The 13614-nt window shown below is 57.9% G+C and carries 11 protein-coding genes; 3 read left to right on the top strand and 8 right to left on the bottom strand.

Annotation, left to right across the window (positions count from 1 at the left end; all coding sequences use genetic code 11):
- Window positions 1-2 precede the first annotated feature (2 nt).
- Window positions 3-1214 carry a glycosyl transferase gene (locus CBB62_14475; protein OUT39567.1) on the bottom strand — a complete coding sequence of 404 codons (1212 nt, stop codon included), beginning with the start codon at window positions 1212-1214 and terminating at the stop codon, window positions 3-5.
- Between the two features lie 260 nt (window positions 1215-1474).
- On the opposite strand from CBB62_14475, the gene CBB62_14470 reads away from it, so the two are divergent.
- Both CBB62_14470 and CBB62_14465 read left to right on the top strand, forming a co-directional pair.
- Window positions 1475-2263, top strand: coding sequence for a 3-hydroxybutyrate dehydrogenase (locus CBB62_14470; protein ID OUT39566.1), 789 nt, complete (start codon window positions 1475-1477; stop codon window positions 2261-2263).
- On the top strand, window positions 2263-3297 hold the full coding sequence (locus CBB62_14465; protein ID OUT39565.1) for a patatin: 1035 nt from the start codon (window positions 2263-2265) through the stop codon (window positions 3295-3297). Before CBB62_14470 ends, CBB62_14465 begins: the two co-directional genes overlap by 1 nt.
- A 65-nt stretch (window positions 3298-3362) precedes the next feature.
- Here the strand turns inward: CBB62_14465 and CBB62_14460 are convergent, their stop codons facing one another.
- Window positions 3363-5042 (bottom strand): hypothetical protein, encoded by a 1680-nt coding sequence (locus tag CBB62_14460; protein ID OUT39564.1) that lies wholly within the window; start codon window positions 5040-5042, stop codon window positions 3363-3365.
- A 103-nt stretch (window positions 5043-5145) separates the two neighbouring features.
- Entirely contained in the window at window positions 5146-5856 is a 711-nt protein-coding gene (locus CBB62_14455) for a hypothetical protein (protein OUT39563.1), read from the bottom strand.
- A gap of 125 nt (window positions 5857-5981) precedes the next feature.
- Here CBB62_14455 and CBB62_14450 point away from each other — a divergent pair, with 125 nt between their 5' ends.
- On the top strand, window positions 5982-7715 hold the full coding sequence (locus tag CBB62_14450) for a hypothetical protein (GenBank protein ID OUT39562.1): 1734 nt from the start codon (window positions 5982-5984) through the stop codon (window positions 7713-7715).
- Here the strand turns inward: CBB62_14450 and CBB62_14445 are convergent.
- The 5 genes from CBB62_14445 to CBB62_14425 form a co-directional block, all read right to left on the bottom strand.
- The gene (locus tag CBB62_14445) at window positions 7712-8842 is read right to left on the bottom strand and encodes a 2-methylcitrate synthase (protein OUT39561.1); all 1131 of its coding nucleotides are present in this window, start codon (window positions 8840-8842) and stop codon (window positions 7712-7714) included. The two genes, CBB62_14450 and CBB62_14445, sit on opposite strands and share 4 nt — an antisense overlap.
- 70 nt (window positions 8843-8912) lie before the next feature.
- Complete coding sequence (locus CBB62_14440) at window positions 8913-9176, bottom strand: Rho termination factor (GenBank protein OUT39560.1); 264 nt, start codon at window positions 9174-9176, stop codon at window positions 8913-8915.
- Window positions 9177-9247: 71 nt separating this feature from the next.
- Window positions 9248-10162, bottom strand: a complete 915-nt coding sequence (locus CBB62_14435; GenBank protein ID OUT39559.1) for a methylisocitrate lyase — start codon at window positions 10160-10162, stop codon at window positions 9248-9250.
- A 31-nt stretch (window positions 10163-10193) separates the two neighbouring features.
- Complete coding sequence (locus CBB62_14430; protein ID OUT39840.1) at window positions 10194-11705, bottom strand: 2-methylcitrate dehydratase; 1512 nt, start codon at window positions 11703-11705, stop codon at window positions 10194-10196.
- 311 nt (window positions 11706-12016) lie between these two features.
- On the bottom strand, window positions 12017-13357 hold the full coding sequence (locus CBB62_14425; GenBank protein OUT39558.1) for a hypothetical protein: 1341 nt from the start codon (window positions 13355-13357) through the stop codon (window positions 12017-12019).
- Between the last annotated feature and the right edge of the window lie 257 nt (window positions 13358-13614).

Genomic DNA, 13614 nt, shown 5'->3' with positions numbered 1-13614 from the left:
GATCAGGCGTTATCCGCCTCAACCGCCTCACGCAGTTGCTCACGCATTTCCGGGTGGGCGCTGAAGACGCGGTTCCAGTTCGGCATGAACGGTGCTTCCATCGGCGTATTGAGGAAATCGTCACCGGCATGGAGCACGCTTTCGAGGAAGACCTCGATTGCCGCTTCCTCCTTGTGCCGGTCGAAGTTCAGGCCGTTGATGCGAGCGTTGTAATAGTACTTCTCAACATCATCGAGGGCGGCACGGTAGTAGTTTGCCTTGATCGTGCGGATCACCGGACCGGAGATCACCTCGCCCTGGGTCGCCAGCTTGCGATAGAGTGATTTGGCGATGTCATAGCTCATCCGCGCCAATCCCTGCGTCATGTCATTGGCCGACAGGTCCTGATGCTTGTGGTCATAGCAGTCGGAAATATCCACCTGACACATCTGGTTGGTGGAGAGGATGTGGTACATCTCGGACAGGGTACCGACCTCAAGCCCCCAGTCGCTCGGAATGCGCAGGGCCGAGATCACATCACGGCGCATGGCAAACTCGCCCGACAGGGCATAACGGAACACACCGAGGTAGTTAAGGAAGTCGGTCGGCCCGATCGTCGCCTTCAGAGAGCGGATCATCGGATCAAAGAACAGGCGGAATACCCGTCCGGCCATGGCATTGTTGTGAATGCGGGCATAAAAGCCCTTGGCGAACTTGATATCGAAACGCGGGTGCACGATCGGATAGAACAGCCGTGCCGGCAGCCAGCGGTCGTAGGTAACAATGTCGCAGTCATGCAGGGCAATGGCCTTGGAGCTGTCCTCCGCCAGCGTATAGCCGAAGCAGTACCAGACATTCCGGCCCTTGCCGCGCTCGGTCGGAGCCAGCTGGCTCTCCTTGAGCTGGCGGTCGATCTCAAGCATCCGCGGGCCGTCATTCCAGAGAATTCGGACCTTCATCGGCAGAACGCTCATGATCTCCTTGACCCGCTTGAACTGATCTTCATCGGCCATATCGAGACCGAGAATAACCTCGTTCAGATAAGGAATTTTGGCGATTTCCTCGACAATTTTGGCCATCGAGGGGGTCTCGAACTCCGAGTACAGCGCGGGCAGTACAAGTGCCATCGGGCTGTTCTCGGCATAGCCTGTCAGTTCCGCCTCAAGGTCCTCGAGAGAACGGTCCCCCAGTTTATGCAGCGTCGCCACAATGCCGTTCTGGTGAAAATCAGCCATATCTGCCCCGGTTATTTTTTTTAAGTTCGTTTTACCCCTAGCCGCTCGGCCCCATCTGGTGCCTGACCGGATTGAGGCGCATAGTAGCGATGGCACACGGCTTGGCAACCCATGCGGCGGGGATCACTTGAATTTAGCCTGAAACCGAACTAGCTAGCTAAGTGTAGCAATTGACCTCTCGGCCAATTCTTTTCCTACCTTACCTTATTGGCCCGCCTGTTCATCCGACCGGCCACACAATTGATACCAGGAGCACTCCCATGACCGAATTATCCGGCAAGAACGCCATTGTCACCGGCTCAACCAGCGGTATTGGCCTCGGCATCGCGACGTCACTCGCCAAGGCTGGCGTGAATGTCATGCTGAACGGCCTCGGCGACGCCGACGAGATCGAGAAAACCCGGGCAGACCTTGAGAAAGAAACCGGCGTTACCGTGCTCTATCACGGTGCTAATATGCTTGCCCCGGCGGAAATTCACGACATGGTACAGGAAACCGAAAAGCAACTCGGTTCGGTCGACATTCTGGTCAACAATGCGGGCATCCAGCACGTCTCACCGATCGAGGATTTCCCGGATGCCAAATGGGATGCAATCATCGGCATCAACCTGTCCTCCAGCTTCCACACCATTAAGGCTGCGGTGCCATATATGAAGAAGCAGGGCTGGGGCCGGATCGTCAATCTGGTATCCGCCCACGGCCTTACCGCCTCACCGTTCAAGGTCGCCTATGTTGCCGCCAAGCACGGCATGATCGGCCTGACCCGCACCATGGCGGTCGAACTGGCCCAGGACGGCATCACCGCCAATTCCATCTGCCCCGGCTATGTACTCACCCCGCTGGTTGAGGCGCAAATCCCCGATACGGCCAAAGCGCGCGGGATTACCGAGGAAGAGGTCAAACGTGACGTTCTGCTCGCCGCCCAACCGACCAAGAAGTTCACCACGGTCGAGCAGATCGGCGAGACGGTTATCTATCTCTGCTCTGATACCGCTGAAAACATGACCGGTCATGCCCTCACCCTTGACGGTGGCTGGACCCAGTACTGATGGCCAAATCACGTCGACGCAACGCGAAGACGATCAACCTCGCCCTTCAAGGTGGCGGCGCCCATGGCGCCTACACCTGGGGCGTGCTTGATGCCATCCTCGAGGATGGCCGCATCACCATTGAGGGCATCAGTGGCACAAGCGCCGGTGCCATGAATGCGGTCGTGCTCGCCGACGGTTTCGAGCGTGATGGCGTGGATGGTGCCCGCAAGGCTCTGCGAGACTTCTGGCGACAAGTAGGTGAGCAGGCGGCATTCAGCCCAATCCAGCGCACCCCGTTCGACTATCTGTTCGGGTCGTGGAATCTGGACATGTCACCGGCATTCCTTGCCTTCGACATGCTGAGCCGGGTTGCCTCCCCCTATGATTTCAACCCAACAGGCATCAACCCGCTGCGCGATCTGATCGCCGGAATGATCGATTTCGACCGGGTTCGCAAATGTCAGGCCTTTAACCTGTTCATTACAGCCACGAATGTCCATACAGGTCGCGCCCGCGTCTTTACCCGCGAGGAACTGGATGTTGATCAAGTGATGGCGTCAACCTGTCTGCCGCAGATGTTTCAGGCGGTGGAGATCGACGGCGTGCCATACTGGGATGGCGGCTATATGGGCAATCCGTCCCTCTGGCCTTTCTTCTCCGAATGCCAGAGCAATGACATTCTGATCGTCCAGATCAACCCGATCGAGCGAAATGAGACCCCGAAAACCGCCACTGAAATCAATAACCGGGCCAATGAGATCACCTTCAATGCCAGCCTGCAGCGGGAACTTCGAGCCATCGACTTCGTTGCACGGCTGATCGAGACGGGCCGCATGAGTCGCAGCGATGATTATGAGAAGATGCTGATCCACCGCATCTATGATGAGGAAGCCTTTGCCGACCTCAACGCCTCAAGCAAGCTGAATGCGGAATTTGATTTTCTCGAACACCTGTTCGACCTCGGCCGGAAATCGGCGCTCTCATGGATCGAGACAAATTTTGACGCGATCGGCGAGCGCTCGACCGTTGATGTCCGCGCCATGTTTGAATAGGCAACGGCAAAAAAGGGCGGACATCACTGGATGCCCGCCCTTGCCATGATGATTTCACAATTTGATCAGGCGGCACTGACTTCAGACAGGAAGCGGCTGACCTCATCGCGCAGATGGTTGCTCTTGCTGGCAACGTCATCGGCGGATTCCAGCAGGCTGCCAACAGTCTTGCGGTTATTCAGCACCACATCGTTGAGCACTTGACCGTTGCTGACAACCTTGCCGGTACCGTCAGCGGCCTGTTGCGCATTGCGGCTGATCTCGGCGGTCGCCGCACTCTGCTGCTCGATCGCCGCTGCCATGGTTGCGGTCTCTTCATTGACCTGTCCCATGACGCTGGAGATATCAGACATGGCCTCTGCTGCTTCCGCAGTTGCCTCCTGAACCGCGGTGACCTGCTCGCTGATCTGCTCGGTCGCCTCGGCAGTCTGGCGGGCCAGCGACTTGACTTCGGAAGCCACGATGGCAAAGCCTCGACCGGCTTCACCGGCACGCGCCGCCTCGATGGTGGCATTGAGTGCAAGCAGGTTGGTCTGCTCGGCAATTTCCGCGATCATGCTAACGACATCCCCGATACGCTTGGCAAATGTCGCCAGATTAACCACCTTCTCGCTGGTATCCTGTGCCTTGCGGGTCGCCCCGGACACGGTCTTCTGGGTGTTTGAGACGCTCCGGTTCAGATCGTGGATCGAGGTTGTCAGTTCTTCCGCCGCCGCGGCAACGGTCTGCACATTCGACGAAGTATTGACCGAAATTTCCGATGCACTGGCGGCACAGGTCGCGGTTTCATCCGTTGCATCATTCAGCGACTGCATATTCTCACGCAATGACACCACCGTTTCGGTAACGCTGCCCAGCACGTCTTCCGAGGTTTCGCGGAATACAGCAATAAGCTCGGCAATCCGGTTCTGCTTCTCACGCTCTTCCTGATGCCGCGCCTCGGTTTCCGCCGACAGCTTTTCACGCTCGGCCAGAACACTACGGAACTGGTTGAGGGCAACGCCCATCGCGCCAAGCTCGTCACGGCGGGTACTGAAATCCGCACCGGTATCGGCACCGGCGGCTACTGCTGACATGGTCTCGGACAGAGCATTGACCGGACGGGTGATGGAGCGGATGACCATCACCACGGTTGCAACAACCACGGCAAGGCACAACAGGCAGGCCACCAGATTGCGCAGGAAGGTTGACCAGACAGTAGCCGACAGGTCATCGACATAAACGCCGGTGCCGATAATCCAGCCCCATGGCTTGAAATCCTGAACATAGGAGACCTTGTCCACCGGCTGATCTGATCCAGCCTTTGGCCAGAGATAGGACACCGTGCCGCTGCCGCTTTTGGCAACAACGCTGGTCATGCTCTGGAAGATCATCACGCCATTGGCATCTTTCAGATCAGCCAGATTGCGGCCGTTCAACTCCGGTTTGATCGGGTGCAGCACCATGTTGTGATCATGGTCAATGACAAAGAAGTATTCGCCACCACGATACCGGGCCAGATTGAGCACACGCTTTATCTGATCCTGCGCATCATCAAGGGTCAGCTTGCCCGCGGCCACGGCCCTGTCGGCGGCTTCTGCCTGTGAAATGACCGATGCGACCAGACTTTTGAGCTCAGCACCGCGTTGATCATAGAGAGAGTGCCGGTAATCCAGCATCATAAGGACCAGAAGTCCGATGACACCCGACACAAAGATCGCAACAATGCCCAGCAGCCGAAATTTAATGCTGAAGTTACCAAGCATCTCTGACTCCTCGAAGGGGATGGTGAAACAGTTCCCCTGTTAAATCAGAGCTTGATAAAGAAGCGGTTAAAGCGCCTGTCGGCCACCCGCCACTTACGCAGGATCAGGCGTTTTCCGCTTCCTCGTCGTCACCATAGAATTTGACGCCGAGTTTGATTTTCTCGCGGCCCTGGGCCATGCGATGCTTGTTGGTATCGCGCAGTGAATAGACACAGCCGCAATATTCCTGCTGATAGAACCGCTCGTCCTTGGACATCTCGATCATGCGGTTGGCTCCACCGCCCTTGCGCCAATTGAAGGTCCAGTACTTCAGATTGTCGTAGCGCGCCGCCGCCCGTTCGCCACAGCCATTAATCTGGGTCATGTTCTTCCAGCGGGAAATGCCGAGGGATGAGGTAAAGACGCGGAACCCGTGCTCCACCGCCCAGAGGGCCGAGCGCTCGAAGCGCATATCGAAACAGGCGGTGCAGCGGATACCGCGCTCCGGCTCCCATTCCATGCCCTTGACCCGCTCGAACCAGTTTTCGGTGTCGTAATCGAGATCGACAAACGGCACGCCGATTTTGTCGGCAAAGCGCTTGTTCTCATCCTTGCGGAGCTCATACTCCTTCTGCGGATGAATATTCGGGTTGTAGAACAGCACCGTATAGTCGATGCCGGAGCGGGTGATTTCGCTCATCACATCCACGGCGCAGGGCGCGCAGCATGAATGCAGCAGGACGTTGGTTTCACCATCCGGCGCACGCAGCATCGGGCGGTCATCCACCTCGGCTTCCGTATTGTTCTGTTCAGTCTGGTCGGTCTGTTTGCTCATGGCCGGAAAATTACTGTTTCAGCCATCAAAATCAAGTCGCAGATCGGATTGGAGCCGACAATGCTTGATTGCCGGATGGCAGATCGCTAACAGAAAGCACTCTGTCGACTGCCCGGACCCCCATTATGCTTTGCCACATCACGCGTCACCTCGACCGCCGGTTCTGGCTCTATGCCGCCCTGATTGCGGCCCTCAGCCTGTGGCTGCGCGACGGCACGCCGATCTGGGCCATCACCGATGCCGGGCATGACGACCAGCTGTTCCTGCGCCATGCCAGTTCAATCCTCAAGGGCGACTGGCTGGGCCATTACGACCGGCTGACCCATGCAAAGCCGCCGTTCTATTCGATCTTCATCGCGCTGGCCTTCCTTGTCAGCATCCCGCTGAAGCTGGCCGAGCATATTGCTTATCTGGCAGCCGGTTTCGGCCTCGCCGCCTATGTCGGCCATCGGGCCGGGTGCCGGGTGACCATGCTGGGCAGCTTTGCCCTTATCGCCTTCTGTCCGGTGCTTTGGCACCCGGAACTGCAACGGGTAATCCGCGAGGGCATCTATATGCCCCAGACCCTCGCCATCCTCGCCCTCGGCGCCCATTGCTTCCTGACCACAGCCCGCAAGGGCTGGCGAAATTGGCTGGTACTGGCCTTGTTCGGCCTGTTATTCGCGAGCTTCTGGGTCACCCGTGAGGAAGGTATCTGGCTGATCCCATCCCTGCTCTTGCTGATGATTGCAGGCGTTGTCATCGGCTGGGTCGAGCAAGGCCGCACCAAACCTGTCCTGCTGGCTCAGGCAAGGCGACAGGCAGCACAGGCGGGCGTCTTTGTGATCGTTGCGGTGATTGGCGTTGCCAGTATCGGCGCCCTGAACTGGCGGGTCTATGACAGCTTCCGCATCAATGATTTCCAGACCCGCGACTTCGCCGCAGCCTATGGCGCGATTGTCCGGGTCAGCGATCCCGAGCCAAAACCGCTGGTGCCGGCCAGCCGATCAAAGCTTGAGCTGATCTACAATGCCAGTCCGGCAGCCGCCGAAATGGCCCCGCATATGTCGGGTAAGGTCGGTGAGTTCTGGGGGCAGGTCGGCTGCGATGCCCGCCCGGTTGAGGGCTGTGAGGAAATCCTCAGCGGCTGGTTCCAATGGGCAATCCGTGATGCAGCCGCCGATGCCGGTCACTACAGCAGTGCCACCGAGGCAAGCCTGTATTTCGAGCGTCTGGCAGCCGAGATCAATGCCGCCTGCGCCGATGGCACGCTTGAATGCGGCGCGCAGCAAAACTCCATGACCCCGAAGTTCAAATCGGAACTGCTCGGTCCGTTGATGACCGCAATATGGGAAGGTACCGTCCTGACCCTGAAACAGCGCGACAGCCGTTTCGGCTCCCTGCCCGCCAGCGGTCATCCGAACAACCGCTCGCTGTTTGCCGATATGACCGGCCATGCAATCCAGCCATGGAGCAACCCGAACAATGCCGAGGCAAAACGCCCACGCAGCGACGAGTTCAACAACCTGCGCATCACCATCGCCCGCTGGCTGACCAATGCCCAACGCGTGGTTACCGGGCTGGCCCTGATCGTCGCCGTGCTCGGCACGCTGTTTGTCCTGCTGAAGCGGGAGCGCATCCGTAGACTCAACTGGCGGCTGGTGGCCCTCACCCTTGCCATCGGCGGGGCGATTGATGCGCGCATCGTGCTGCTCGCCTATGTGCATGTGACCGCACAACCGGCGATCAACCCGCTCTACTTCTCACCCGGTATTGTGCTGGTACCGGCACTGGCCGCCTGCTGGCTCGCCATGTTGATACCGGCATTCAGAAAGCAGACTGCAGAAACGACCGAAATAGCAGAAACAGCCGCGCCTTAACGCTCGGCAATCGGCTTCACCGCACGCTGTGGCACGCCGTTATAGGCGGACAGCGGACGTACGAGGCGGTTGCTTGCAAGCTGCTCCATCACATGCGCGGTCCAGCCGGTTATCCGGCTCATGACGAAGATCGGCGTGAACATGTCGATATCGAAGCCCATCAGATAATAGGATGGACCCGCAGGGTAATCGAGGTTCGGGTGGATGCCCTTCTCCTCGATCATGATCCGGGACAGGATCGCCTCGATCTCGACCCATTTCAGCTCGCGCTTGTGCTTGGCCATTTCGACAAAGGCGTTGTGCATGGTGGGCACACGACTGTCGCCGTTCTTGTAGACCCGGTGGCCGAAGCCCATGACCTTTTTCTTGTTGGCCAGCGCATCACGCATCCAGGCTTCCGCATTATCCGGCTCACCGACTTCGAGCAGCATGTGCATAACGGCCTCATTCGCACCGCCATGCAGCGGCCCCTTCAATGAACCGATGGCCCCGGTAATCGCCGCATAAATCTCAGACAGCGATGAAATGATGGTCCGGGCGGTGAAGGTGGAGGCGTTGAAGCTATGCTCGGCATAAAGGATCATGGAGATATCAAAGCACTTCAGGGTCGCCTGATCCGGTACCTTGCCAAAACACATATGGAAGAAGTTTTCGGCAAAGCCGAGATCGGCACGCGGCTCCACTCGCTCCAGCCCCTTGCGGAAGCGATAGTCGGTGGCGATGATCGTCGGGATACGCGCCATCAGCTTGATCGATTTATCCAGCAGGGCTGCCGGATCATGGTTCCAGCAATCCTTGTCCTCCATCCCGAGGAAGCTGACACCGGTACGGACGGTATCCATCGGATGCGCATCCTTCGGAAACCGGGCAATAACGGCAATCAGGTCTTCAGAGATTTCGCGGTTGTTGCGCTCAACCTTGCGGAACTCTTCCAGTTGCGCCTCGTTCGGCAACTCGCCATTGAGCAACAGATAGGCGGTTTCCTCGAAATTCGAGTGGGCGCATAAATCCTGCACCGCATAACCGCGATAGGTCAGGGAATTGGTGTCGGCCATAACCTTGGAAATGGCTGTTTCATCGGCGACAACGCCTTCCAGACCACGACGGATATCTGCTGCTTCACTCATTGATACTCTCTCCTTGGGCTTCTCTTGTTTTCTTATCTTTATCAGATCGAAGCGCCGGAGATGATCTCATCTAGTGATTGCGCAGCGCGTCGATCAATTCGTCCTTGTTCATGCTGGATCGGCCATCGATACCGATTTCGGCAGCCCGTTCCATCAACTCGTCTTTTGTCCACTCCTCATAAGGCGGGCTCGCACCGCCATGTTTGGCAGGGTTGCTGTGGTCATTGGCCTGCGCATTGGCAATGCGGGCCGACTTCTCCTTTGACATGCCTTTATCGCGAAGGGCTTCGTAAACCTCATCATCCTTGATTGTCGGGCCATGATCTTCAGTCATTTCGGGCTCTCCTGGTTCCGGTTTCATCTTGATAAAACCACCGGGTACCCGCTGACGTTCCCTTCCGTCCCTCAGTTACCCTCGGTATTATTGGCGAGGTCGAAGTTGAAAATCCCGGTGTCGAACTCGTTATAATCCTCGTAATGGATCACCTCATAGAGGCGTGAGCGCGGCTGCATCATCGGGACGACATTCTCCTGCGTGCCCTCATTGTAGATCTGGGTCAGGCCATCCTCGATCGCCTTCATGGCAAGGCGCAGTGTGGTCACCGGATAGATCACGAGGTTGTAACCGAGATCGGTCAGTTGCTGGGTGTTCAGCAGCTTGGTCTTGCCGAACTCGGTCATATTGGCCAGCAGCGGCACATCAACCGCCTCACGGATCGCCTCAAACTCGCTTTCGTTCTGCATCGCTTCCGGAAAGATCATATCGGCCCCGGCATCGACATAGGCCTTGATCCGGTCGATGGTCTTGTCCAGCCCCTCGACCGCACGGGCATCGGTGCGGGCAATCAGCACAAAGTTCGGATCGGATTTGGCATCCACACCGGCCTTGATCTTGCGCACCATATCGGCGGTCGGCACGACCTCCTTGTTATCCAGATGGCCGCAGCGCTTCGGCATGTACTGGTCTTCCATATGGCAACCGGCGAGGCCGAGCTGGGTCAGCTCGACAATCGTGCGGGCCACGCTCATCGGCTCACCGAAGCCGGTATCGATGTCGATGATGGTCGGCAGGTTGGTGGCCCGGGCAACGGCATAGCCCTTCATCGACACTTCGGTCAGGGTGGTGATGCCGAGATCGGGGAAGCCGAGCTCATTCGCCATCACCCCGCCGGAAATATAGACCCCGTCAAAACCGATCTGTTCGATCTGCATGGCCACCACCGGCATGATGGCACCCGGAAAGCGCAGCAATTTGCCGCTGTTCAGCCCGTCGCGAAACGCTTTGCGTCGCTGCTCCGGGGTTGTGTTGATGTGCAGCATGGCTGCCCTCCCTTCTCTCGCTCTTATCGGCTTAGAAAATGCCCTTTTCATTGGCAGCAGGTTCCTGCAGCGCGCCATCAGGCATCACCACATTGAGCTGGCGTACTTCCTCTACTGACAGATTGGGCAGGCGCTGGACCAGTTCAAGGAAACGCTCGCTCTCCGCCGGTGTAATGATGCCGTCGGTCAGGGTCTTGAACTTCTCGATATACTGCGCGCGCTTGAACGGGCGGGCACCGAACGGATGGGCATTGGCGACACCAAGTTCGTCAACCAGCTTCGAGCCATCCTCGAAGGTGATCTCGACCTTGGCACCGAAGGCTTTTTCGTTCGGATCATGGCTGTGATAGCGACGGGTCCATTCAGGGTCCTCGGTGGTCCGGACCTTGTGCCACAGCTCGACCGTATCCGGGCGATTGGCCCGCTCCGGTGCATAGCTGTCCACATGGTGCCATTTGCCATCCTGCAGGGCGACCGCGAAGATATACATGATCGAGTGATCAAGGGTTTCCCGACTCGCTTTCGGGTCCATCTTCTGCGGATCATTGGCACCGGTGCCGATCACATAATGGGTGTGGTGCGAGGTGTGCAGCAGCACGTCCTTGACCTTGGAGAAATCGTCGATCTTCTCGCCCATACGGAAGGCAAGGTCGATTAGCGCCTGGCTCTGATACTCAGCCGAGTGCTCCTTGGTATAGGTATCGAGAATCTGGCGCTTCGACTGCCCCTTGGCCGGCAGCGGCACCTGATAATGCGCATCCGGGCCGTCGAGCACATAGGCAATGACACTGTCCTCACCCTCATAGATCGGGGATGGTGCGCCCTCACCGCGCATCACGCGGTCGACTGCTTCGATCGCCAGCTTGGTGGCATGGGCCGGGGCAAATGCCTTCCAGCTTGAAATCTCGCCCTTGCGCGACTGGCGGGTGGTGACGGTGACATGCAGCCCCTGCTGGATCGCCTGATAGATGGTCTCGGTCGGCAGGTCGAGCAGCGTGCCGATACCGGCGGCACAGGCCGGACCGATATGGGCGATATGGTCGATCTTGTGCTTGTGCAGGCAGATGCCCTTCACCAGTGCTACCTGCAGCTCATAGGCGGTGGCGATACCACGGCACAGCGCCTTACCGTCCTTGCCCATCTGCTGCGCCACCGCGAGCACGCCGGGGATGTTGTCGCCGGGATGCGAGTAATCGGCAGCGAGGAAGGTATCGTGGTAATCCAGCTCACGAACCGCCGTGCCATTGGCCCATGCCGCCCATTCCGCATGGACGGTCAGGTCAGCCGGTGCGCCGAACAGGGTCGCCCCACCGCCCTCGCGCTTGTGTGCCACGGCCTGAGCGCGGGCGGAGATGATCGGGTGCCGGTTGGCCGAGGCAATCGCCACCGAGGCATTGTCGATGATCCGGTTGATGATCATGTCGATAACATCGTCGTCAAGAGCCACCGGATCAGCAGCAACCTCGGCCATCTTCCACGCCAGTTGATCCTCCCGCGCCAGCTTGGCCTTGGATGGGTAGACACGGACATCATGGAGGGTCAGAGCGTTGCTCATCGGCGGGTTTCCTTCGCAAAAAATCAAAGCCATTCGGCGTCGTTATTTGTCAGCGACACACCGGCCCATGCCAGTCATGCCACCTGTTTCGACACGCACTCTATGGCAGGCTCGCTTTTTCCACAACGACAACGCAGCTTTTGGCAAAACCGCTGATTTCTCCCGGTTTTTTGCGGTGTGATCTGGGGAAAACATCACAGGGTGCGACCGAACGCCTCAGGATAAGACGGGGCAGAAAACCGGCCTTTTGGACGAACAGGACGAACTTATGGGCGGAAACAGCCAGAAACCGGCAAACGTTAGAACACGATCTCTGATTCAGCGTAATCGAGTGGGTCGAAGTCCTTGTAATGCTTCGGCACCATGCCGAGCTGTACCCGGGGCGGTGTGTTGCCGTAGCAATCGGCCATCAGGTCGCGGTCGCTCTCGATAAATGCCCCGACACGATCCAGCATCCCCTTGATCCGAACCGGACAACCGCCGGGCTCACCGAAATCGAGTTTGCGCGCCTTCATTGTCGCCTCAAGGGAATGCACCCCGATCTGCGGACAAACCGCAGCCCAGCGACAGCCCTGACAGGCCCGATCCATCAGGCGTTTGCGCACCATGGTTGTCGCCAGAGCCTGACAGGCGGCGTCAATCTGCGGCAGGAGCGGTTCCGGCTGGTCGGCCAGATCGATATGGGCTGTCGGGGTGATGCCGGTACGGGCATTCAACTGCATGTCGCCGATTGCCACCTGCACATGGCCGATCTCGCCCTCGCCATTGATATGCACATCACGGGTCAGCTTCTGGCTAACGCTGGAGATCAGATGCCTGACCGCCGTTACGTCCCCGAAATCGTCGGGTGCCGCCTCGATTGCACGGGCGAGCGATGGCGTGGTGTGGATCTGGTAATTCCGGTTTGCCTGCCAGCCCATGCAGAAGGCACCGATCCAGTCGATGATCTCATCCCAATGCTTGTAGAACGAGAAGATCGAGGTCACGGTCGGTGTCAGGTTGATGGTGACCATGCGGATATTATTGCGGGCCGCAAAGTCATGGAGGCTGTCCGGCGCAATGTTCTGCACCGTGTCGTAGCCGATATTCAGGTTCAGATCGATGCCGCCGAAAGCCGAGTTGATATAGGCAATATTCCGCCCGTATGTGTCTTCGAAATGGGCGATTTTTACCTTCTTCGGATCAAACACCAGACTGACACCGAGGATCTGGTTGTACTTCTGCGTTGCATCATAGAAGTGATCGACGGATTTTCTCAGGCGGTCATGATTGCCGATGGCCGATGCGGTCATGGTGGTCACCGCACGGCCATGCCCGGCCTGCTGCATCCAGGCGATAAACGGATCAATCCGGTCATCACCGATGGAGAAATAATCGCCTTGGCCGAACACCAGACTCAATTCATCGATGGCACCGTCATGCAGTTGATATTGCTCGGCAATGTAGCGATGTACGAAACGGCCAACACGCGCGAAATATTCATCAGACCACAACTCGCCGGACCGGCGCTCGATCGCAGTCAGCGTACAGCCCTCGCAGTTGCCGCCACAGCGGGTCAGCGCCTCAAGGTGAAGGGCCAGCTCAACCTTGTTGCTTAACCGGCTGCCGTTTTGATCTTTTCCATGTTGAGCGGGTTGCATACACGCTTTCACTGCTTCTGGTGACCATGGGTAAAGTCTATCACGGCCCTGCCTGCTTGCCCATAAAACATGAAAAGCCTTTTGGAACTGCCGTTTGTATCAACGTCACAAATCCTTCACAAAAATCTTTTCGATTTCCGCTTGACGCACCGCATCAAAATGGGCCAACGTTTCTTCAGCGCCGATTTGAGCTACAGCTTGCTGGGCGCTTAACAAATGCAGCTAAAGCGTGGGTGAGGATGATCCCGCCCCGGTTT

It is taken from the genome of Micavibrio sp. TMED2 (assembly GCA_002168225.1).
GTDB lineage: Bacteria > Pseudomonadota > Alphaproteobacteria > TMED2 > TMED2 > TMED2.
The sequence above is the reverse complement of the archived record's forward strand: the minus strand, read 5'-3'. Positions and strand labels throughout refer to the sequence as shown.